The following is a 21,790-nucleotide window of genomic DNA, read 5'->3' as shown; positions in this document are numbered from 1 at the left end:
GGCATGCCCGGTATCGCTGGGGTCAGCGATGCCGGGCGTTTCTTATCTACTTCACCTGGGTGGTGGCGAAGTTGTTAGTGGTGAGGGGGCTAATGTGATAACCCTCTACGTTGGTGCGCATTGCAGTGAACATGCGGGTGTGCGCCATGCTGATCCATGGCTGGTCCTGATTGAAAACGTCCTGGGCCTGTTCGTAGAGCGCCGTGCGTTCAGCCGGGTTCACTTTGGCCCGTGCTTCGTCGATCAGCGCCTGGAACTTTTCATTGCACCAGCGAGCGTAGTTTTCGCCGTTCTTGGCGGCCTCACAACTGAGCATAGGCGTCAGGAAGTTATCCGGGTCGCCGTTATCGCCTGCCCAACCGGCGGACACCATATCGTGTTCGCCGTTCTTCGCGCGCTTGAGCATCTCGCCCCATTCCATGACACGAATATCGACCTTGATGCCGACCTTGGCCAGATCTGCCTGCATCATTTGTGCGCCGAGCATCGGATTAGGGTTGGTCGGGCCGCCGCCGTTACGGGTGAACAGGGTGAACACGGTGCCCTCCGGTACCCCGGCTTCCTTGAGCAGGGCACGAGCCTTGTCGAGGTCGCGAGGCGGGTTGGTCAGTTTATGGTTGTAGCCCAGCAGGGTGTCCGGGTACGGGTTGACCGCCACCGTCGCATTGCCTTTGCCGAACAGCGCGTTGACATAAGCCTCTTTGTCGAACGCGATGTCGATGGCTTTGCGCACCCGCACGTCGCTCATGTACTTGTGGGAGGTGTTCATGGCGACATAGGAGACGGTCATCGCGTTCAGTTCATCAACCTTCAGGTTGGTGTCTTTCTTGATGCTAGGGATGTCATCCGGTTTCGGATACAGCGCGATCTGGCACTCGTTGGCCTTGAGTTTTTGCAGGCGCACGTTGTTGTCGGTGGCGATCGCCAGGACCAGCGCGTCAGCCGGTGGCTTGCCACGGAAGTAGTCCGGGTTGGCCTTGAAGCGGACCTGAGCGTCCTTGGCGTAACGCTGGAAGATGAAGGGGCCGGTGCCGACCGGTTTGTTGTTCAGGTCGCCGGTCTTGTTGGCCTTGAGCAGTTGATCGGCGTACTCGGCGGAGTAGATCGAGGAGAAGGCCATGGCAATGTCGGCCAGGAACGGCGCTTCGCGGCGGGTCAGGGTGAACTTGACCGTGTTGTCGTCGACTTTCTCTACGCTTTTGAGCAGTTCCTTGAAGCCCATGCTCTCAAAGTACGGGAAGCCCACGCTCGACAGCTTGTGCCATGGATGATTCGGGTCCAGCTGACGCTGGAAGCTCCAGACCACGTCGTCGGCGTTCATGTCGCGGGTCGGCTTGAAGTAATCGGTGGTGTGAAACTTGACGCCTTTGCGCAGGTGGAACGTGTAGGTCAGGCCGTCTTCACTGATGTCCCAGGATTCGGCCAGCGCCGGAATCACTTCAGTGGTGCCGGGCTTGAAGTCCGCCAGGCGATTGAAGATGGTTTCGGCCACTGCGTCGGCTGTGACTGCAGTCGTGTACTGGGCCATATCGAAGCCTTCCGGGCTGGCTTCGGTACAGACCACCAAGGGTTTGGCCGAGACGCCAACAGCGACACTCAGCAATGCGGCAGCGATGGCCGCTCGTAGGGGAAGCATTTTCATCAAGAACCCTCTGCAATCGGTTGAACAGGAAAAAACCGAACGGCCGACTCGTCATGAGTCAGCCGCCGGCGTGCGTTTTACAAAATGTTGAACGGGATGGTGGTCACGAGACGGAACTCGTTGATGCTGCCATCCGCCTGGTTTTCGCTGGCACGGTGCGCGGTGTAGGTTGCGCGAACAGTGGTGGCCTTCAGCGGGCCGCTCTGCAGGGCGTAGGTCGCACCGATACCGTATTCGTAATGGGTTTCGCCATCCTGGGCCTGGATACCGTCGTAACCCTTGCCTGCTACGCCTTCATTGCCGGTGTAGTGAGTACCGTCGATGCCCCAGCCACGTGCCTGGTAGATGTTGAACTTCAGACCTGGCACGCCGTATTCGGCCATGTTCAGACCGTAGGCAATCTGGAAGGACTTCTCGTTCGGGCCGTTGAAGTCCGACAGCAGGGAGTTGGCCAGGTAGATGCCGTTGGTTTCGTGCAGGTAGTCGAAGTACTCGTTACCGTTCACTTCCTGGTAGGAGAAGGTCAGGCTGTGGGCCTGGTGGGTCAGGCCGAACGACAGGGAGTAGGTGTCGTTGTCGATTTTGCCTATGAGGGCTTTACCTTCTTCCTGGGTTTTGTAGTAGTTCAGGCCGGTGGTCAGGCTCAGGACCTGGCTGTCGCCCAGCACATGACTGGCGCCGAAGTAGTACTGGTTCCAGATGTCTTCGGCTTGGGTCGCCCAGAGGCTGGTGGTCAGGCTGGCGAATGGGGTGTAGGTGATACCGCCGGTGTAGATGTGATCGGTTTCAACGATGCCGTTGGCGTATTCGGTGCGGAATTTACGCTGGCTTTCTTCGGTACGCGGAGAGTTGCGATCGAAGGTGGCCAGGTCGAAAGCCAGGTTGTTCAGCTCTTCGCTGTGGATGGCCACACCTTCGAAGCTCGAAGGCAGCGCACGGTTACCGATGACATCGACCATCGGGCTGCTGAAGTTCATGCGGCCAGCGGTCAGGGTAGTGTTGGAGACACGGGCCTTGACGTTGGCCAGGCCCAGTTTGCTCCACTGGCCGACGGCGTCGCCACCTTCTTCGGTCAGGGTACGGTTGTTGCCCGCGCCAGGACGGGTTCCCGGTGCGCCGCCGTTGTTGGACGCCAGATCCTTGCGATCACGATCCAGCGCGATGGCGTTGTAGGCCGCCACTTCGGTGCTGAAACCTACGGTGCCTTGAGTGAAGCCGGAGTTGTACTTGAGGATGGTGCCCTGAACCCAGTTGATACGACGATCAGTCGGGGTTGATACACCGTCTTTCTTGTAGCTGAACGTGCCGCCACGTTTCAGTTGCTCGTTGGCATACCAGTTACGCGTGCTACCGGTGATCGACTGCCCTTCGACGAAGCCAGTGGCTTCACTCTGAGCACTTTTCTCATTCACGGTAACCGGGGTGAACGCCTGGCTCTGGGATTCTGCGTAAGCCGTGGCGGTCACGCTGCTGATGGCCAAGGCCAATAACGCGGTGCTGCTCAGTTTCATGTGTGAAGCTCCTTTCTTTCTTTTTTTAATGCCGGTCTTTTTTGGTGATCCGGCTATTTGGTTTAGAACTCATTCAGGCTTCGCAAACGTTTGCTGCAGGCCGATTTGACGAATTACGGCAATACGCTTGCGTGAGGGCGGAATCCGCCCCCCAGCGTTTCTGGCTAATTGGTTATTGGTCGATACTGACGCCCGAGAACACGTTGCGACCGAAGGGGCTGACCTTGAATCCTTCGACTTTGGCGCTCAACGGCTGGTTGACCGTCGAGTGGGCGACCGGCGTGATCGGCACCTGCTGCTTGAGGTACTGCTGCGCCTGTTTGTAGAGCACGGTGCGCTGGTCGCGATCGGTGACGACCTTGGCCTGCTTGATCAGCTTGTCGTAGGTCGGATCACACCACATGGAGTAGTTATTGCCGCCAATGGCGTCGCAGCTGTACAGCGTACCGAGCCAGTTGTCCGGGTCGCCGTTGTCACCGGTCCAGCCGATCAGGCTGATGTCGTGCTCGCCGTTCTTGGTGCGCTTGATGTACTCGCCCCATTCGTAGCTGACGATCTTGACCTTGAGGCCGATCTTCGCCCAGTCCGCCTGGAGCATTTCGGCCATCAGCTTGGCGTTGGGGTTGTACGGACGCTGGACCGGCATGGCCCAGAGGGTGATTTCGGTGCCTTCCTTCACGCCGGCGGCCTTGAGCAGTTCCTTGGCTCTTTCCGGGTTGTAGGTGGCGTCTTTTATGGTGTCGTCATAGGACCACTGGGTCGGTGGCATGGCATTGACCGCCAGTTGACCGGCGCCTTGATAGACGGCGTTGAGAATGCCTTGCTTGTTCACCGCCATGTCCAGCGCCTGGCGCACTTCGAGCTGGTCGAAAGGTTTGTGCCGGACGTTATAGGCGATGTAACCAAGGTTGAAGCCGGGTTTCTCGATCAGCTGCAGTTTCGGATCATTCTTCAGTGCGGTTACGTCGGCGGGGCGCGGGTGCAGGGTGATCTGGCATTCATTGGCCTTGAGCTTTTGCACGCGCACCGAGGCGTCGGTATTGATGGCGAAAATCAGGTTGTCGAGCTTGACCCGGCTCGGGTCCCAGTACTGCTTGTTGCCGCTGTAACGGATGTTGGAGTCTTTCTGGTAGCTCTTGAACACGAACGGCCCGGTGCCGATCGGCTTCTGGTTGATCTCGCTCGGCTTGCCGGCCGCCAGCAACTGGTCGGCGTATTCGGCCGAAAGGATGGCGGCGAAGCTCATGGCGATGTTCTGGATGAACGCGGCGTCGACGTTGTTGAGCGTCATCACCACGGTCAGCGGCCCGGTCTTTTCGACCTTGGCAATATTCTTGTTCAGGCTCATCCCGTTGAAATACGGGAACTCGGTCGGATAAGCCTTACGGAACGGGTGCTGCGGATCGAGCATGCGATTAAACGTGAACAGCACGTCGTCGGCGTTGAAATCGCGAGTCGGCGTGAAGTATTTGGTCGTGTGAAACTTCACCCCTTCACGCAGATGAAACGTGTATTTGAGGCCGTCCTCGGAAATATCCCAGCGGGTTGCCAGGCCTGGCACGACATTGGTGGCGCCTTTTTCAAACTCTGCCAAACGGTTGTACAGCGGCTCGGCGGCGTCGTTATCGGTCGCAGTGGTGTACTGCGCGGTGTCGAAACCGGCGGGGCTGCCTTCGGAGCAGAACACCAGGCTGTTATTGGCGGCCTGGCTGATGGAAGTGGCGGCCAGCAGGCCGGTGCCCAGCAATGCGGATAAAACCAAGGAATGGCGCATGACGCTCCCTCTTTTTGTAGTGTTATTCAATGCGCCGCGATCCCGTCCGGGGACGTTGTGGCGGCATTGAGCTCAAACCAATACGGGCAGCAAACCGATAGCCCACACAGTCACTGGTCAGAACCCGACGGTAGGTGCCGTGGGTCTGGCAGTAAATGCGCTGAGTCCTAAAGACTCGTAGGAAAAGGCAACGCGTCCTAACCCCTGGCTGCGTCAGACAGCGGATTTGGATGTAGGCAAATTCCTAACTTCTCGGCAGAAAAAAGCAGCGGCGACACTGAAAACGTCGCCGCTGCCTTTTCTTATTTGCTGACGCTGACGCCGTAGAAGGAGTTCAAGCCAAATGGGCTGATCTTGAAGTCCTGCACGTTGGCGCGCATGGGTTGGAACACCGTCGAGTGAGCGATAGGTGTCATTGGAACAGCATCTTTGAGGACGTGTTGCGCCTGTTTGTACAGTTCGGTGCGCTTGGCCTGATCGGTGGTGCGTTTGGCTTCCTTGACGAGGCCGTCGAATTTCTTGTCGCACCATTTGGAGAAGTTGTTGCCACTCAGCGAGTCGCAGCCGAACAGCACGTTGAGCCAGTTGTCCGGATCACCATTGTCGCCGCTCCAGCCGATGATCATAGCCTGGTTCTCGCCGCCTTTGGAGCGCTTGATGTACTCGCCCCATTCGTAGCTGGTGATCTTCACGTTCAGGCCGATCTTCTTCCAGTCGGACTGCAGCATTTCAGCCATCAGCTTGGCGTTCGGGTTGTACGGACGCTGTACCGGCATCGCCCACAGAACGATTTCGGTGCCTTCCTTGACGCCGGCTTCCTTGAGCAGCTGCTTGGCTTTCTCAGGATCGTACTTGGCATCCTTGATGGTGGTGTCGTAGGACCATTGGGTCGGCGGCATGGCGTTGACGGCCAGTTGGCCTGCGCCCTGATAAACCGAGTCGATGATCTGCGGCTTGTTGACGGCCATGTCCAGCGCCTGACGAACTCGCAGGTCGGCCAGCGGGTTCGGTTCGTTGCTGCCCTTGACCTTGTCCATCACGTTGTAGGCGATGTAGCCCAGGTTGAAACCAGCCTGCTCAGGCATCTTCAAAGTTTTATCTTCTTTGAGCGCCTTCAGGTCGGCTGGACGCGGGAACAGAGTGATCTGGCACTCGTTCTTCTTCAGCTTCTGGATGCGTACCGACGGGTCGGTGGTGATGGCGAAGATCAGGTTGTCGATCTTCACGTCATCAGGCTTCCAGTAGTCCTTGTTCCCGGTGTAGCGGATGTTGGAGTCTTTCTGGTAGCTCTTGAACACGAACGGGCCGGTGCCGATCGGTTTCTGGTTAATGTCGGCAGCCTTGCCTTCCTTGAGCAGCTGGGCAGCGTACTCGGCGGACTGGATCGAGGCGAAGCTCATGGCCATGTTCTGGATGAACGCGGCGTCTACGTCTTTGAGGGTGAACTTGACGGTGTGGTCGTCGACTTTATCGATCTTGGTGATGTTGGTATCCATCCCCATGTCGGTGAAGTACGGGAATTCGGTCGGGTACGCCTTACGGAACGGGTCATCCTTGTTAATCATGCGATTGAAGGTGAACAGCACGTCGTCGGCGTTGAACTCACGCGTCGGCTTGAAATACGGGGTGGTGTGGAACTTGACGCCTTCACGCAGGTGGAAAGTGTAAGTCAGGCCGTCACTGGAAATGTCCCACTTGGTCGCCAGGCCAGGAATCACGGCGGTGCCGCCGCGCTCGAACTGGGTCAGGCGGTTGAACATGGTTTCTGCAGAGGCGTCGAAGTCGGTTCCGGTGGTGTACTGACCTGGGTCGAAACCGGCCGGGCTTCCTTCGGAGCAGAACACCAGGTTAGACGCCGCTTGGGCGAAAGGTGCACTGGCTAACAGGCTTGCGCCGACTAAAAACGGAATGACCGCGTGTTTAAGCATGGTGGCCTCATGATTTGTTGTCATTTTTGGATTAGAGGACGACCTCGTGAGTCGACCTGCGGATACTTATGCAGGGGCCGTACCCAATGCAAGATCCGGAATGGCCACAAGTCCTAAAGAGTGGCACGAACGTACCTTAATGTCGCATATGTGTAAAAACTGATGTATTTGACCGTTTGTGCAGGTTTTTTACGGTGCAAGTCGTGCACCGATAAGGGGCGACCGGGGCGGTTGACGCACCCGGTTGGAGCCTGGTGTTACTTATTTATACCCACGCCATAGAACGGTGTGAGGCCAAACGGACTGATCTTGAAGTCGGTGACTTCCTTGCGCAGTGGCTGGAACACCGTCGAGTTGGCAATGGGTGTGATAGGTACTTGTTGTTTAAGGATTTGCTGGGCCTGTTGGTACAGTTTGACCCGCTGTTGTTTGTCCGTGGACACCTTGGCTTGCTGCACCAGTTTGTCGTAGACCGGGTCACACCATTTGGCGTAGTTGCTACCTTTCACCGCAGCGCAGCTGTAGAGCACGCCGAGCCAGTTATCCGGGTCACCGTTGTCGCCGGTCCAGCCGTAGATCATTGCGTCATGCTCACCATTCTTGGCGCGCTTGATGTATTCGCCCCATTCATAGCTGACGATGTTGGCCTTGATCCCGACTTTCTCCCAATCCTGCTGGATCATCTGTGCCGACATCCGCGCATTGGGGTTGGAGGCGCGCTGCACGGTCATGGCCCACAGATTAATTGTGGTGCCGGGAGCAACTCCCGCTTCTTTCAGTAGCGCGCGGGCTTTGGTCGGGTCGTGCGGGGCGTCCTTGATGCTCGGGTCATACGACCATTGCGCCGGTGGCAAGGCGTTTTGCGCCAGTTGCCCGGCACTCTGGTAGACAGCCTTGATGATCGCCGGCTTGTCGATGGCCATGTCCAGCGCCTGACGCACCTTGAGCTGGTCCAGCGGTGGGTGGGTCACGTTGTAGGCAAGGAAGCCGAGGTTGAAACCGGCTTGCTTGAGCACCCTCAGATTCGGGTCTTGCTCCATCACTTCGATGTCTGCCGGGCGTGGGTAGCCGCTGACCTGGCACTCGCCGGCCTTGAGTTTTTGCAAGCGCACGGCGGCGTCCGGGGTGATCGAGAAAATCAGGTTGTCGAGTTTCACGTCCTCGGGTTTCCAGTAGGCCTTGTTGGCGGCGTAGCGGATTTGCGAGTCCTTCTGATAGCGCTTGAACACGAACGGGCCGGTGCCGACCGGTTTCTGATTGAGGTCGGCGGCTTTGCCTTCCTTTAATAGTTGGGCGGCATATTCGGCGGACTGCACCGAGGCGAAGCTCATGGCGAGGTTTTGCACGAATGCGGCGTCGACGTTGTTCAGGCTGAAGCGCACGGTGTGGTCGTCGATCTTGTCGATGCTTTTGATCGTGGTGTTCAGGCCCATGTCGGTGAAGTACGGCGACTCGGCGGGGTAGGCCTTGCGGAAGGCGTTGTCCGGGTCGAGCAGGCGCTGGAAGGTGAACAGCACGTCGTCGGCGTTGAAGTCGCGGGTGGGGGTGAAGTAGTCGGTGGTGTGGAATTTCACGCTGTCGCGCAGGTGGAAGGTGTAGGTGAGGCCGTCCTCGGATACGTCCCATTTTGTTGCCAGGCCGGGTTCGATTTCGGTGCCGCCGCGTTTGAATTGGGTGAGGCGGTTGAAGACGGTTTCGGCGGAGGCGTCGAAGTCGGTGCCGCTGGTGTATTGGCTGGGGTCGAATCCGGCAGGGCTGGCTTCGGAGCAGTAGACCAGGGTGGTGGCGGCTTGGGCGGTTTGTGCGAGTGATGCGGTTGTGGCGAGGGCGAGTGCGAGCAGAAGTGGTTTGACGGTGGTTCTTTCCATGGAGTCCCCGGGATTTGAGCAGCGATATTTTCCTGAGAGTAGCGTTGTTGGCGGGGAGGGCGGAAATATCGTTTTTTGAGGGGGACCCCTCTATCCGGGCATAGTCTGCCGGTCTTTGCGTTGATGGCGGACTGTAGGAGCTGCCGAAGGCTGTGATCTTTTGATCTTAAAAATCAACGTCAAAAGATCGCAGCCTTCGGCAGCTCCTACGCAAAGCGGTGTCAGGCGGGCGTTGTGGGTGAAGTTAATCCGTTTCACGTTGCTTGAATGAGCGCGTGGCTCACGCCGTATACCGGGCCCGACTAAAAAACAGCGCAGCCCCGAGGGCGATAGCATTGGTTGAAACGATGCCCAGATCGAAGCCGGCGATGAAAGGCGGCAGCATAAAAATACTCGAAAACCCCAGAGCGAACAGGGTGATGCCCAGCCATTTTCTGAGGCCATAGGATTTCAGATAGAAGAACAACAGCAGGAATACTGCATAAGCCACGGCGTACAGGCCATATTCGTTCATGATCTCACCCGCCTTGAGTCTTGATGATCATGGACGATCCTGAGTGCTGAGGGCCTATGCCACCGCTGACCTGTGCATCCAGGCTGACGATGACATCGCCGGCGTGATAAGTCGGCAATTTGCTCAGCGTGAACTCGCGGACTGCCCATCCCACCGGGATGGCCGCACCGGGCATGAATTTACCTGCCGCTGCCCCGAAAACACCACTGGTGAGGTTGGCGATACTTGTTCGTTGAGCATTGAGTAAATCCCCCTGTTGCCGGGTCAGGGGTTTGGAGATCCCGACCATCATTTGGCAAGGCAAATCCTTGGCGAGCATTTTGTCATAGAGCTCTACCACCAGATTGCTCACTTCATAGTGGGCGGCTTTCGCTTCACCAAAATGCAGTGTTCTGAGGCTACCCCGTTCACCGGCTGACAGGGTGAAGCGCGATACGTTGAAGACAATTCCATGGTTGCCGGAAAATTGATCCCTTTCAAACTTCAATGCTCGCGTCCTTATCGAGTCTGGAAAGGCAGGGAGTTTCTCTTAGCTCCTGGGCTTTCGCAAATGCAAAATCAAAAGCAGCTGAGGCGGCCTGTTTACTCGCGTGTACACCGCCCTGCCGTTTTCGTGTCCGGGTTATCGCATCAAGGCATCAACACTTCAATCGCCCCATCCGCTGTCATGCTGACCTGGCTGGTGCCGGCTTCAACTTCTGGCGTCACCGGTGCCGAATCCATACCGGCGGCTTTCATCATCATCGGCCCGCGCATGTACGGTTGTGGATAGCCGTTGCTGTTGAGGTTCAGGTTGACGATTTTGTAGCTCTTGCCGCCCAGGGCGTCGGTGGCCAGTTGGGCGCGGGCCTTGAAGGCGGTCACAGCTTCTTTGAGCAGGGCGTCTTCGCTGGCTTTGCGGGTTGGCGTTGCGATGGCGAAGTCCATGCCGCCCATTTTCAGGTCGGTGAGCAATTCGCCGGTGAGTTTGGACAGGGCGGCGAAGTCCGAGCTTTCCAGGCGCAGTTCGGCGCGTTCGCGCCAGCCGGTGATTTTCTGGCCTTTGGTGTCGTAGATCGGGTAGCTGTTGCGGCTGCCTTGGCGCAGGGTGATGTCGTTGACCTGTTTGGCCTGGGCCAGCGCCTTGTTCATGGTAGTGCTGACGTCGGCGGCGAGTTTGGCCGGGTCGGTGTTTTGTTCTTCGGTGTAGAGGGTCACGATCATCAGGTCGCGGGCCACTTCCTGGCTGACTTCGGCGCGCAGGGAGATCTGGTTGTAATGCAACTCGTCGACGGCCAGGGCCGGGAGGCTGGCGGCGGTGCCAACGCTTAGGGCAAGAAGGGCGGCGCTGCGGCGCAATGTGTGCATGAAAAGCTCCTTGGACGATGCGCAGGGGTTAGGGTCCGAACCTGCGTGAAACCATCAGACTCTAGCTTCGATGGTCCGTTTCGCACAGTTACAACTTCTATACAGTCTCAACCGGTGCCGGGCTTTTGTGGCGAGGGAGCTTGCTCCCGCTCGGCTGCGAAGCAGTCGCAAAGTCGGTATGCGTGGTTTGCCAGTTTCACCCGGTTGAATGGTTGGGGTCCGCTTCGCAGGCCGACGTGAGCAAGCTCCCTCGCCACAGGGGCTCATCGGCGAAGCATTCACTTATAAATCCATGAGCCGCAACTGTGGTCGTTTGCCGCACTTTCGCCTCTCAGGCCCGCGGCTTGGTTATACTCCGTGCGATCCGCCTGGAGCGCTCATCAGGAGAGCTCATGCTCGCCCCCGTACAATTGACTTCCGCCACTCGCCAGAACCTCTGGCGGCTGACTTTCATCCGGATTCTGGTGCTCGCCGCCCAGGCCGGCTCCGTAGGCCTGGCCTACTGGCTCCAGCTGCTGCCGTTGCCGTGGGTGCCGCTGGCGATGACCCTGGGCTGTTCGACGCTGTTGTGTGTGTTCACCGCCGTGCGCCTGCGCACTTCGTGGCCGGTTACCGAGCTTGAATACGCCCTGCAACTGGCCTGCGACCTGTTTATCCACAGCGCCTTGTTGTATTTTTCCGGTGGTTCGACCAACCCGTTCGTCTCTTATTACCTGGTGCCGCTGACCATCGCCGCCGTGACGCTGCCGTGGCGCTATTCGGTGATTCTGTCGGGTATCGCCCTGGCGCTGTATACGTTGCTGCTGGCGCGGTTCTACCCGCTGGAAACCTTCCCCATCGCCCGGGAAAACCTGCAGATCTACGGCATGTGGTTGAGTTTTGCCTTGGCCGCCGCCGTCATCACCTTCTTTGCTGCACGCATGGCTGAAGAGCTGCGTCGGCAGGAAGAGCTGCGTGCGATCCGTCGCGAGGAAGGCCTGCGCGATCAGCAATTGCTGGCCGTCGCGACTCAGGCTGCCGGTGCCGCCCATGAACTGGGCACGCCGCTGGCGACCATGAGCGTGTTGCTCAAAGAGATGCAGCAGGATCACCCCGACCCGATGTTGCAGGACGATTTGAAGGTTTTGCAGGATCAGGTCAAGTTGTGCAAGGAAACCTTGCAGCAACTGGTGCGCGCCGCCGAGGCCAACCGTCGTATGGCGGTGGAGATGCAGGATGTCACCGACTGGCTCGACGAAGCGCTCAACCGCTGGCACCTGATGCGTCCTGAGGCCAGTTATCGCTTCCAGCGTCTGGGCCAGGGCACGGTGCCGCGCATGGCGCCGCCGCCGGATTTGACTCAAGCGCTGTTGAACCTGCTGAACAACGCCGCCGATGCCTGCCCTGAAGGCTTGCAAGTGACCCTGGACTGGACCGTCGAAGACTTGACCATCAGCATTCGCGACCATGGTGCCGGTGTACCGCTGGCTATCGCCGAGCAGATCGGCAAACCGTTTTTTACCACCAAGGGCAAAGGTTTCGGCCTGGGCCTGTTTTTGAGCAAGGCCAGCGTGACACGCGCCGGCGGCTCAGTGAAACTCTACAGTCATGAGGAAGGCGGCACGCTCACCGAGCTGCGCCTGCCCCGTGTCGCCCGAGGAGACGAACATGAGTGACGAGATCCAAGTTGAAGGCGAAGAACTGCCGCATTTGCTGCTGGTAGACGACGATGCAACCTTCACCCGCGTGATGGCCCGCGCCATGGCCCGCCGTGGTTTTCGCGTCAGCACCGCAGGTTCCGCCGAAGAGGGCCTGACCATCGCCCAGGCCGATATCCCTGATTACGCCGCGCTGGACCTGAAAATGGACGGCGATTCAGGCCTGGTGTTGCTGCCCAAGCTGCTCGAACTCGACCCGGAGATGCGCGTGGTGATCCTCACCGGTTACTCGAGCATTGCCACCGCCGTCGAGGCAATCAAGCGCGGCGCCTGCAATTACCTGTGTAAACCGGCGGATGCCGATGACGTGCTGGCCGCGCTGCTCTCCGAGCACGCCGACCTCGACAGCCTGGTGCCGGAAAACCCGATGTCCGTGGACCGTCTCCAGTGGGAGCACATCCAGCGCGTCCTGACCGAGCACGAAGGCAACATCTCCGCCACCGCCCGTGCCCTGGGCATGCACCGCCGCACGCTGCAGCGCAAACTGCAGAAGCGTCCGGTCCGTCGCTGAACGAGCGCTGAACGGTTATCGCCAGCTCTCGCGATCACACGAGCCGATCATCTATGATCGGTTCTTGTGTGTTCTTTTCTTTATCGAGCCTTATCCATGAATCAGAACGCTGAATATTCCGCGGTCAACGATGCTGTGCGCGGGCAGTTTTTTCGCAAAGTGTGGGCGATGACCACGCCTTACTGGCGCAGCGAAGAGAAGGGCAAGGCCTGGACGCTGTTGATCGCTGTGATCGCGCTGTCATTGTTCAGCGTGGCGATTTCGGTGTGGATCAACAGTTGGTACAAAGACTTCTATAACGCCCTGCAAAAGAAGGACGAAGCAGCCTTCTGGCAGCTGATTCTGTATTTCTGCGGCATCGCCGCCGTGGCGATTCTTGGCGCGGTGTATCGGCTTTATCTGACTCAGATGCTGACCATTCGCTGGCGAGCCTGGCTCACCGAAAAGCACTTCGCCCGCTGGCTAGGCAGCAAGAATTACTATCAGCTGGAGCAGGGCGGTTACACCGATAACCCGGACCAGCGGATTTCCGAAGACCTCAATAAGTTCACCACCAACACCTTGGGCCTGGGCCTTGGGCTGATACGGAACATCGTCAGCCTGGTGTCGTTTTCGATCATTTTGTGGGGCGTGTCGGGCAGCATCGAAGTGTTTGGCTTCACGATCCCCGGCTACATGTTCTGGTGCGCACTGGTTTACGCCGCCGTCGGCAGCTGGCTGACGCATGTGATCGGTCGTCGCTTGATCAGCCTCAACAACAACCAGCAACGTTTCGAAGCCGACTTGCGTTTCTCCATGGTGCGGGTCCGCGAAAATGCGGAGAGCATTGCGCTGTACAACGGCGAACCCAACGAGAACCGTCGTCTGAGCAGTCGCTTCGGCCTGGTTTGGCACAACTTCTGGGACATCATGAAAGTGTCCAAGCGCCTGACTTTCTTCACCGCCGGTTATGCCCAGATTGCAATCATCTTTCCATTCATGGTCGCTGCGCCGCGTTACTTCGCCGGCAAGATCGAACTTGGTGAGCTGATGCAAATCAACTCCGCGTTCGGCAATGTGCAGGAGAACTTCAGCTGGTTCATCAGCGCGTACCAGGACCTTGCCGAGTGGCGCGCCACCTGTGATCGTCTGCTGAGTTTCCGTCAGGCCATGACCGACAACGAAGAGCGCGCGCCGGCCATCGACGTGCAGAATCAGGGTTCGGCACTACGGGTGCATAACCTTGGTCTTGACCTCGCTGACGGTCGTCATTTGCTGACCAATGCCGACATGACCGTGGAGGAGGGCGAGCGCGTCATGCTCAGCGGTCGTTCCGGCAGCGGCAAGTCGACCTTGCTGCGAGCGATGGGGCACCTTTGGCCAGCCGGCCACGGCAGCATTCGCCTGCCGACGGCGCGTTATCTGTTCCTGCCGCAAAAACCCTATCTGCCGATTGGCAGCCTGCGTGAGGCGTTGAGTTATCCACAACCGGGCGACACCTACCCGCACGAGCGCTACGTCCACGTGCTGGAAACCAGCCGCTTGCCGCACCTGGTTTCACGTCTGGATGAAGCCAATCACTGGCAGCGCATGCTTTCGCCGGGTGAGCAGCAACGTCTGGCCTTCGCCCGTGCGCTGCTGTATGCGCCGCAATGGCTGTACATGGACGAAGCCACCTCGGCGATGGACGAAGAGGATGAAGCGTCGTTGTATCAGGCGTTGATCGATGAATTGCCGGGGCTGAGCATTGTCAGCGTCGGCCATCGCAGCAGCCTGAAACGTTTCCATCCACGGCATGTGCGCATCGAGAATGGTCACCTGGTGGACCAGGCCGTGACCGCCTGAACCTGTGGGAGCGTGGCATGCCACGCTCCCACAGGTCAACGGTGATCGTACAACCCGCATGCGCTATGATGCGGTTTCAGCCGTTTTTTCGAGACAGACGTTCACCATGGAAAACCCGATCGACGCACCTCGCCTCCCTCGCAAGCGCCGCAGCCTCGCACAGGAATTGGTGACGGTGTTGTCCGAGCAGATCCGCGACGGTCAGCTCAAGCGTGGCGACAAATTGCCCACCGAGTCGGCGATCATGAATGCCCATGGCGTCAGCCGCACCGTGGTGCGTGAAGCGATCTCCCGTTTGCAGGCCGCAGGGCAAGTGGAAACCCGTCACGGCATCGGCACCTTCGTGCTCGACACCCCGAGCCCGAGCGGTTTTCGCATCGACCCGGCGACCGTGGTGACCTTGCGCGACGTATTGGCGATTCTGGAACTGCGCATCAGCCTGGAAGTGGAGTCCGCCGGCCTTGCCGCGCAACGTCGCAGCCCGGAGCAGTTAGCGGCGATGCGTGAGGCGCTGGACGCCCTCAACGAAAGTGCCGCCCACGCCGGCGATGCCGTGGCGTCGGACTTCCAGTTCCACCTGCAAATCGCCCTGGCCACCGGCAACCGCTACTTCACTGACATCATGACCCACCTTGGCACCAGCATCATTCCGCGCACACGCCTCAACTCCGCGCGCCTGGCCCATGACGACCAGCAGCACTACATGAGTCGCCTGAGCCGTGAACACGAAGAGATTTACGATGCGATTGCCCGGCAGGATTCCGATGCGGCGCGGGCGGCGATGCGCTTGCACCTGACCAATAGCCGTGAGCGGCTGCGCCAGGCGCATGAAGAGGCGCAGGCGCAAGGTTGAACGGTGCGTGGCAGGAAATCGTTCTACTCAAAAAAGCGCCTGACCGGTAAACGATCAGGCACGATGAGGGTCAGGCTTCGATAAACAGTATCAGGGGCTCAGAACACGGCTCCAGACTCGACTCGTCCGCGAGTTTGTAGCGCAATTGCACTTCTGTGTTCAGGTACTTTTCCAGTTCTGTTTTGGGAATTCGCAGTTCAATTCCCGTCAGTTTTACCATGTCGTCGCAGGCGTCGTCCCAGACGCCGGTAGGCTCTGCGAGGCCCTCCCAGTCAGGCTCTTCCGTATTTGTGCCGAGGATCGGGTAGACATCCCAGTTCGGCGGAATATCGTTCGGGTCCGGCACGCGGACGATCAAGTCTACACTTAGGGTCGATAGCTGGATGGTTGCCCGATCGGCTGAGTGCTCCGGGAACTGCGGAAGGTGTGCAATAGCAAAAGTCATGTTGAATCGCTCTCCTTGAAAGATCTGCCGCGATCCTTCGCGGCAGTCGTCGCACTTTACCGGGCGCATCGGTGATCTGCCGAACCCGATCATGACCAGGCATTTCAAGGTTCAACACTGCGCGCAGGCAATGATTCCGGGGCGTTGAGTGAAAAATTCCCGAGGGTACTCTTCCGACAACGTATCTCTCTTCTGAGCTTGAAAGGCGCCGCTTTCACCCCTTTAAACAACAATGTTGTCTGACAAAAATACCCACCCAGCGATGAAATGCAGTTGACGGTTGTATTTTAAGTTGTACGATGACCTACAACTTCGGCGAAGGCTGAACGGTTTTCTCACACAACGTTGCTACCAGGGTGTTCGAATAATGAATCCACAAGAACTGAAGTCCATCCTCTCTTCCGGCTTGCTGTCGTTCCCGGTCACCGACTTCAATGCCCAGGGCGACTTCCATCGCGCGGGCTACATCAAGCGTCTCGAGTGGCTGGCCCCATACGGCGCCTCGGCGTTGTTCGCCGCAGGCGGTACCGGTGAGTTCTTCTCTCTGGCGGCCAGCGAATATTCGGAAATCATCAAGACTGCGGTCGACACCTGCGCCAGCAGCGTGCCAATCCTCGCCGGTGTCGGTGGTTCGACCCGCCAGGCTATCGAGTACGCTCAGGAAGCCGAGCGCCTGGGCGCCAAAGGCCTGTTGCTGCTGCCGCACTACCTGACCGAAGCCAGCCAGGACGGCGTTGCCGCGCACGTTGAAGCCGTGTGCAAATCGGTAAAAATCGGTGTGGTGGTCTACAACCGCAACGTCTGCCGCCTGACCGCGCCGCTGCTGGAACGACTGGCCGAGCGCTGCCCGAACCTGATCGGCTACAAGGATGGCCTGGGCGATATCGAGCTGATGGTGTCGATCCGTCGCCGCCTCGGCGATCGTTTCAGCTACTTGGGCGGCTTGCCGACTGCTGAAGTCTACGCCGCGGCCTACAAGGCTTTGGGCGTACCGGTTTATTCCTCGGCGGTGTTCAACTTCATCCCGAAAACCGCGATGGATTTCTACCACGCCATTGCTCGCGAAGATCACGCCACCGTCGGCAAGATCATTGATGACTTCTTCCTGCCGTACCTGGATATCCGCAACCGCAAGGCCGGTTACGCGGTGAGCATCGTCAAGGCCGGGGCAAAAATTGCCGGCTATGACGCAGGCCCGGTGCGTGCACCGCTGACCGATCTGACGGGCGAAGAGTACGAAATGCTCGCCGCGCTGATCGACAAGCAGGGCGCGCAGTAACACTCGATAAAACCAGGGCCGCTGAGCGATCAGCGGCTTTTTGCGTGAGGAGATTTGTTGTGGCAGATGCAAAGCGTTTTGATAACTACATCAACGGTGAATGGGTGACGGGCAGTGATTACTGCGCCAACATCAACCCGTCCGAGCTGAGCGATACCCTCGGCGACTATGCCAAGGCTGATCTGGCGCAGGTCCACGCCGCCATCGACGCCGCTCGCGCTGCGTTTCCGGCATGGTCCACTTCCGGTATTCAGGCTCGGCACGATGCGCTGGATAAAGTCGGCAGCGAGATCCTCGCCCGTCGCGAAGAACTCGGCACGTTGCTGGCCCGGGAAGAGGGCAAGACCCTGCCCGAAGCCATCGGCGAAGTGACCCGCGCCGGCAACATCTTCAAGTTCTTCGCCGGTGAATGCCTGCGTCTGTCCGGTGACTACGTGCCGTCGGTGCGTCCGGGCGTCAATGTCGAAGTCACTCGCGAAGCGCTGGGCGTGGTCGGCCTGATCACGCCATGGAACTTTCCGATCGCGATCCCGGCGTGGAAAATCGCTCCGGCTTTGGCTTACGGCAACTGCGTGGTGCTGAAACCTGCCGATCTGGTGCCGGGCTGTGCCTGGGCTCTGGCGGAAATCATCTCCCGCGCCGGTTTCCCGGCCGGCGTGTTCAACCTGGTGATGGGCAGCGGGCGAGTAGTCGGCGAGGCGCTGGTCAACAGCCCGAAAGTCGATGGCATCAGCTTCACCGGTTCGGTCGGCGTGGGCCGGCAGATCGCGGTCAATTGCGTGTCGCGCCAGGCCAAGGTGCAGCTGGAGATGGGCGGCAAGAACCCGCAGATCATTCTCGACGATGCCGACCTCAAGCAAGCGGTCGAACTGTCGGTGCAGAGCGCGTTCTACTCCACCGGCCAGCGTTGCACCGCGTCGAGCCGTCTCATCGTCACCGCCGGGATTCACGACAAATTCGTCGAAGCCATGGCTGAGCGCATGAAGTCGATCAAGGTCGGTCATGCGTTGAAGTCCGGCACCGACATCGGCCCTGTGGTCTCGCAAGCGCAGTTGGAACAGGACCTGAAGTACATCGACATCGGCCAGTCCGAAGGTGCGCGTCTGGTCAGCGGCGGTGGTCTGGTGACGTGCGACACCGAGGGTTACTTCCTCGCCCCGACGCTGTTTGCCGACAGCGAAGCTGCGATGCGCATCAGCCGCGAAGAGATCTTCGGCCCGGTGGCCAACATCGTTCGCGTAGCGGATTACGACGCTGCACTGGAAATGGCCAACGACACCGAGTTCGGCCTGTCGGCGGGTATCGCCACTACGTCGCTGAAGTACGCCAACCACTTCAAGCGCCATTCCCAGGCCGGGATGGTGATGGTCAACCTGCCGACCGCCGGTGTGGATTACCACGTTCCGTTCGGTGGGCGTAAAGGTTCATCCTATGGTTCACGTGAGCAAGGTCGCTATGCGCAAGAGTTCTACACGGTCGTAAAAACTGCCTACATCGGTTCCTGATACGCCGCAATACCTGTAGGCGCCGGCTCCCATAAAAGCCGGCGCTTACAAATAAATCGTTATTACCCGCATAAAAATAATCAGTGGGAGTACATCTACAATGCAATCGACCAAGCCGACTCACGTCCGCTATTTGATTTTGCTCATGCTGTTTCTGGTGACCACGATCAACTACGCCGACCGGGCGACCATCGCGATCGCCGGCTCCAGCCTGCAAAAAGACCTCGGCATCGACGCGGTCACCCTCGGTTATATTTTCTCTGCATTCGGTTGGGCCTACGTGGCCGGGCAAATTCCCGGTGGCTGGCTGCTGGACCGGTTCGGTTCGAAAAAAGTCTATGCCCTGAGTATCTTCACCTGGTCGCTGTTCACCGTACTGCAAGGCTATGTCGGTGAGTTCGGGCTATCCACCGCCGTCGTCGCGCTGTTCATGCTGCGCTTTCTGGTGGGCCTGGCCGAAGCGCCATCCTTCCCCGGCAACGCACGCATCGTAGCAGCGTGGTTCCCGACCGCAGAACGCGGCACCGCCTCGGCGATCTTCAACTCGGCGCAATACTTCGCCACCGTACTGTTTGCGCCGCTGATGGGCTGGATCGTCTACAGCTTCGGCTGGCAGCACGTGTTCATCGTCATGGGCGTGATCGGCATCATCTTCTCGGGGATCTGGCTGAAAGTTATCCACAGTCCGCGCCAGCACCCGATGATCAACGACGCCGAGTTCAAGCACATCGCCGACAACGGCGGCATGGTCGACATGGACCAGGACAAAGGTAAAGGTAAAAAGGTCGACGGTCCGAAGTGGGACTACATCCGCCAGTTGCTGACCAACCGCATGATGCTCGGCGTGTACCTGGGCCAGTACTGCATCAACGGCATCACCTACTTCTTCCTGACCTGGTTCCCGGTGTACCTGGTGCAAGAACGCGGCATGACCATCCTCAAGGCCGGTTTCATTGCCTCGTTGCCGGCAATCTGCGGGTTTATCGGTGGCGTGCTCGGCGGAGTGATTTCTGACTATCTGCTGCGCAAGGGCCACTCGCTGACCTTCGCCCGCAAGGCGCCGATCATCGCCGGTCTGCTGGTTTCCAGCAGCATCGTGGCTTGCAACTATGTCGATATCGAATGGATGGTGGTCGGCTTCATGGCCCTGGCCTTCTTCGGCAAAGGTGTGGGCGCATTGGGCTGGGCGGTGGTGTCCGATACCTCGCCGAAACAGATCGCCGGTTTGAGTGGTGGCCTGTTCAACATGTTCGGCAACATTGCGTCGATCACCACGCCGATTGTCATTGGCTACATCATCAGCTCCACCGGCTCCTTCAAATGGGCGCTGGTGTTCGTCGGTTGCAACGCGCTGGTCGCGGTATTCAGCTACCTGGTGATCGTTGGCCCGATCAAACGTGTGGTACTCAAAGAGCCGCCAGTCAGCGGTCCTGAAACGAACAACAAGTTATCTGAAGCGCATTCCTGAGGAGCGGCGTCATGCAGTTGATTGAACATTCCGACTCGCCGCGCTACATCCGCCTGCACGAGCGGGACAATGTGGTGATCGTGGTCAACGATCAGGGCGTGCCGGCCGGCACCCAATTCCCCGATGGCCTGGTCACCGTGGATTTCGTGCCGCAGAGCCACAAGGTCACCCTCGAGGACATTCCCGCGGGCGGCCAGGTGATTCGATACGGCCAGACGATCGGCTACGCGTTGCAGCCGATTCCTCGCGGCAGTTGGGTCAAGGAAGATCAACTGCGCATGCCCACCGCGCCACCGCTGGACAGCTTGCCGCTGTCCACCGAAGTGCCGGCCGCGCAGGCACCGCTGGAAGGCTTCACCTTCGAGGGCTATCGCAACGCCGACGGCACCGTCGGCACGCGCAACATTCTCGGCATCACCACCACCGTGCAGTGCGTCACCGGCGTGCTGGATCACGCGGTAAAACGCATCAAGGACGAGTTGCTGCCCAAGTACCCGAACGTCGATGACGTGGTGGCGCTGACCCACAGTTACGGCTGCGGCGTGGCGATCACCGCCACCGACGCGTACATCCCGATCCGCACCGTGCGCAACCTGGCGCGCAACCCGAACCTGGGGGGCGAGGCGCTGGTAATCAGCCTGGGCTGCGAGAAATTGCAGGCCGGGCAGGTGATGCATGAGAACGATAGCTCGGTGGATTTGAGCGAGCCGTGGTTGTATCGCTTGCAGGATTCCAGTCACGGTTTCACCGAGATGATCGAGCAGATCATGGCGCTGGCCGAAACCCGTTTGAAGAAGCTCGATCAACGCCGCCGGGAAACCGTGCCTGCGTCCGAGCTGATCCTCGGCATGCAGTGCGGCGGCAGCGATGCGTTCTCCGGGATCACCGCCAACCCGGCCCTGGGCTATGCCTCGGACCTGTTACTGCGGGCCGGTGCGACGGTGATGTTTTCCGAAGTCACCGAAGTGCGCGATGCGATTTACCTGCTGACGTCCCGGGCGGAAACTGAAGAAGTCGCTCAGGAACTGGTGCGGGAAATGGACTGGTACGACCGTTACCTGGCCAAGGGCGAAGCGGATCGCAGCGCCAACACCACGCCGGGGAACAAGAAGGGCGGGTTGTCGAACATTGTCGAGAAGTCCTTGGGCTCGATCGTCAAGTCCGGCAGCAGTGCGATCAACGGGGTGCTTGGCCCTGGGGAACGGTTCAAGCGCAAAGGGCTGATTTTCTGCGCGACCCCGGCCAGTGATTTTGTCTGCGGGACGTTGCAGTTGGCGGCGGGGATGAACCTGCATGTGTTCACCACCGGGCGTGGTACGCCTTATGGATTGGCGATGGCGCCAGTGGTGAAGGTCTCGACTCGCACAGAACTGGCGCAGCGCTGGCCGGACCTGATCGACATCGATGCCGGGCGGATTGCCACCGGGCGGGCGTCGATCGAAGACCTCGGCTGGGAGTTGTTCCACTACTACCTGGACGTGGCCAGCGGCAAGAAACAGACGTGGGCGGAGCAGCACAAGCTGCATAACGACATCACCTTGTTCAACCCGGCGCCGATCACGTAAGACAGCGTTATCGTTCATTGCGGGCTTGTCCGCGAAGGGGCCTTGGAACTGACTGAAGG

Annotated in this window: 17 protein-coding genes; 8 read left to right on the top strand and 9 right to left on the bottom strand. The window is 59.1% G+C overall.

The window, feature by feature from the left end; translation table 11 throughout:
* Positions 1-46: 46 nt before the first annotated feature.
* The 8 genes from ACEN8R_RS20155 to ACEN8R_RS20120 form a co-directional block, all read right to left on the bottom strand.
* On the bottom strand, positions 47-1,642 hold the full coding sequence (locus tag ACEN8R_RS20155; protein WP_495624287.1) for an ABC transporter substrate-binding protein: 1,596 nt from the start codon (positions 1,640-1,642) through the stop codon (positions 47-49).
* A gap of 77 nt (positions 1,643-1,719) precedes the next feature.
* The gene (locus ACEN8R_RS20150; protein ID WP_018929518.1) at positions 1,720-3,153 is read right to left on the bottom strand and encodes an OprD family porin; all 1,434 of its coding nucleotides are present in this window, start codon (positions 3,151-3,153) and stop codon (positions 1,720-1,722) included.
* A 172-nt stretch (positions 3,154-3,325) separates the two neighbouring features.
* Positions 3,326-4,927 carry an ABC transporter substrate-binding protein gene (locus ACEN8R_RS20145; RefSeq protein WP_258613114.1) on the bottom strand — a complete coding sequence of 534 codons (1,602 nt, stop codon included), beginning with the start codon at positions 4,925-4,927 and terminating at the stop codon, positions 3,326-3,328.
* 302 nt (positions 4,928-5,229) lie between these two features.
* A complete protein-coding gene (locus ACEN8R_RS20140; RefSeq protein WP_018929520.1) occupies positions 5,230-6,855 on the bottom strand; it encodes an ABC transporter substrate-binding protein in 1,626 nt (541 codons plus the stop codon).
* Between the two features lie 257 nt (positions 6,856-7,112).
* Complete coding sequence (locus ACEN8R_RS20135) at positions 7,113-8,723, bottom strand: ABC transporter substrate-binding protein (RefSeq protein ID WP_495624286.1); 1,611 nt, start codon at positions 8,721-8,723, stop codon at positions 7,113-7,115.
* A 280-nt stretch (positions 8,724-9,003) separates the two neighbouring features.
* Positions 9,004-9,237, bottom strand: a complete 234-nt coding sequence (locus ACEN8R_RS20130) for a hypothetical protein (RefSeq protein ID WP_018929522.1) — start codon at positions 9,235-9,237, stop codon at positions 9,004-9,006.
* A gap of 4 nt (positions 9,238-9,241) precedes the next feature.
* Entirely contained in the window at positions 9,242-9,724 is a 483-nt protein-coding gene (locus ACEN8R_RS20125; protein ID WP_019582420.1) for a hypothetical protein, read from the bottom strand.
* 143 nt (positions 9,725-9,867) lie between these two features.
* The gene (locus tag ACEN8R_RS20120; RefSeq protein WP_495624285.1) at positions 9,868-10,584 is read right to left on the bottom strand and encodes an SIMPL domain-containing protein; all 717 of its coding nucleotides are present in this window, start codon (positions 10,582-10,584) and stop codon (positions 9,868-9,870) included.
* Positions 10,585-10,976: 392 nt separating this feature from the next.
* Between ACEN8R_RS20120 and ACEN8R_RS20115 the strand changes: the two genes are divergently transcribed.
* The 4 genes from ACEN8R_RS20115 (at position 10,977) to ACEN8R_RS20100 (ending at position 15,469) form a co-directional block, all read left to right on the top strand.
* On the top strand, positions 10,977-12,239 hold the full coding sequence (locus ACEN8R_RS20115) for an ATP-binding protein (protein WP_018929525.1): 1,263 nt from the start codon (positions 10,977-10,979) through the stop codon (positions 12,237-12,239).
* On the top strand, positions 12,232-12,792 hold the full coding sequence (locus ACEN8R_RS20110) for a response regulator transcription factor (RefSeq protein ID WP_018929526.1): 561 nt from the start codon (positions 12,232-12,234) through the stop codon (positions 12,790-12,792). Before ACEN8R_RS20115 ends, ACEN8R_RS20110 begins: the two co-directional genes overlap by 8 nt.
* Before the next feature lie 96 nt (positions 12,793-12,888).
* Positions 12,889-14,616 (top strand): ABC transporter ATP-binding protein/permease, encoded by a 1,728-nt coding sequence (locus tag ACEN8R_RS20105; protein ID WP_018929527.1) that lies wholly within the window; start codon positions 12,889-12,891, stop codon positions 14,614-14,616.
* A gap of 106 nt (positions 14,617-14,722) precedes the next feature.
* On the top strand, positions 14,723-15,469 hold the full coding sequence (locus ACEN8R_RS20100; RefSeq protein WP_018929528.1) for a FadR/GntR family transcriptional regulator: 747 nt from the start codon (positions 14,723-14,725) through the stop codon (positions 15,467-15,469).
* Between the two features lie 70 nt (positions 15,470-15,539).
* On the opposite strand, the gene ACEN8R_RS20095 is transcribed toward ACEN8R_RS20100, so the two are convergent.
* On the bottom strand, positions 15,540-15,914 hold the full coding sequence (locus ACEN8R_RS20095) for a hypothetical protein (RefSeq protein WP_495624284.1): 375 nt from the start codon (positions 15,912-15,914) through the stop codon (positions 15,540-15,542).
* Between the two features lie 367 nt (positions 15,915-16,281).
* Here ACEN8R_RS20095 and kdgD point away from each other — a divergent pair, with 367 nt between their 5' ends.
* From kdgD to garD, 4 genes are all read left to right on the top strand, one after another.
* The gene (gene kdgD / locus ACEN8R_RS20090) at positions 16,282-17,193 is read left to right on the top strand and encodes a 5-dehydro-4-deoxyglucarate dehydratase (protein WP_007939720.1); all 912 of its coding nucleotides are present in this window, start codon (positions 16,282-16,284) and stop codon (positions 17,191-17,193) included.
* A 59-nt stretch (positions 17,194-17,252) separates the two neighbouring features.
* Positions 17,253-18,698 carry an aldehyde dehydrogenase family protein gene (locus ACEN8R_RS20085; protein ID WP_018929530.1) on the top strand — a complete coding sequence of 482 codons (1,446 nt, stop codon included), beginning with the start codon at positions 17,253-17,255 and terminating at the stop codon, positions 18,696-18,698.
* A 100-nt stretch (positions 18,699-18,798) separates the two neighbouring features.
* Complete coding sequence (locus ACEN8R_RS20080; protein WP_018929531.1) at positions 18,799-20,166, top strand: MFS transporter; 1,368 nt, start codon at positions 18,799-18,801, stop codon at positions 20,164-20,166.
* A gap of 11 nt (positions 20,167-20,177) precedes the next feature.
* Positions 20,178-21,731: a galactarate dehydratase gene (gene garD, locus ACEN8R_RS20075; RefSeq protein WP_495019944.1), complete on the top strand. Its 1,554-nt coding sequence runs from the start codon at positions 20,178-20,180 to the stop codon at positions 21,729-21,731.
* Positions 21,732-21,790: the final 59 nt, after the last annotated feature.

This window comes from Pseudomonas sp. Pseusp15, from assembly GCF_059492165.1.
The sequence above is the reverse complement of the archived record's forward strand: the minus strand, read 5'-3'. Positions and strand labels throughout refer to the sequence as shown.

Coding starts and splice junctions, on each gene's coding strand:
- garD (WP_495019944.1), top strand. CDS start 20,178: ATGCAGTTGATTGAACATTCCGACTCGCCGCGCTACATCCGCCTGCAC.
- ACEN8R_RS20105 (WP_018929527.1), top strand. CDS start 12,889: ATGAATCAGAACGCTGAATATTCCGCGGTCAACGATGCTGTGCGCGGG.
- ACEN8R_RS20130 (WP_018929522.1), bottom strand. CDS start 9,237: ATGAACGAATATGGCCTGTACGCCGTGGCTTATGCAGTATTCCTGCTG.
- ACEN8R_RS20120 (WP_495624285.1), bottom strand. CDS start 10,584: ATGCACACATTGCGCCGCAGCGCCGCCCTTCTTGCCCTAAGCGTTGGC.
- ACEN8R_RS20095 (WP_495624284.1), bottom strand. CDS start 15,914: ATGACTTTTGCTATTGCACACCTTCCGCAGTTCCCGGAGCACTCAGCC.
- ACEN8R_RS20115 (WP_018929525.1), top strand. CDS start 10,977: ATGCTCGCCCCCGTACAATTGACTTCCGCCACTCGCCAGAACCTCTGG.
- ACEN8R_RS20150 (WP_018929518.1), bottom strand. CDS start 3,153: ATGAAACTGAGCAGCACCGCGTTATTGGCCTTGGCCATCAGCAGCGTG.
- ACEN8R_RS20110 (WP_018929526.1), top strand. CDS start 12,232: ATGAGTGACGAGATCCAAGTTGAAGGCGAAGAACTGCCGCATTTGCTG.
- ACEN8R_RS20080 (WP_018929531.1), top strand. CDS start 18,799: ATGCAATCGACCAAGCCGACTCACGTCCGCTATTTGATTTTGCTCATG.
- ACEN8R_RS20100 (WP_018929528.1), top strand. CDS start 14,723: ATGGAAAACCCGATCGACGCACCTCGCCTCCCTCGCAAGCGCCGCAGC.
- ACEN8R_RS20145 (WP_258613114.1), bottom strand. CDS start 4,927: ATGCGCCATTCCTTGGTTTTATCCGCATTGCTGGGCACCGGCCTGCTG.
- kdgD (WP_007939720.1), top strand. CDS start 16,282: ATGAATCCACAAGAACTGAAGTCCATCCTCTCTTCCGGCTTGCTGTCG.
- ACEN8R_RS20155 (WP_495624287.1), bottom strand. CDS start 1,642: ATGAAAATGCTTCCCCTACGAGCGGCCATCGCTGCCGCATTGCTGAGT.
- ACEN8R_RS20140 (WP_018929520.1), bottom strand. CDS start 6,855: ATGCTTAAACACGCGGTCATTCCGTTTTTAGTCGGCGCAAGCCTGTTA.
- ACEN8R_RS20135 (WP_495624286.1), bottom strand. CDS start 8,723: ATGGAAAGAACCACCGTCAAACCACTTCTGCTCGCACTCGCCCTCGCC.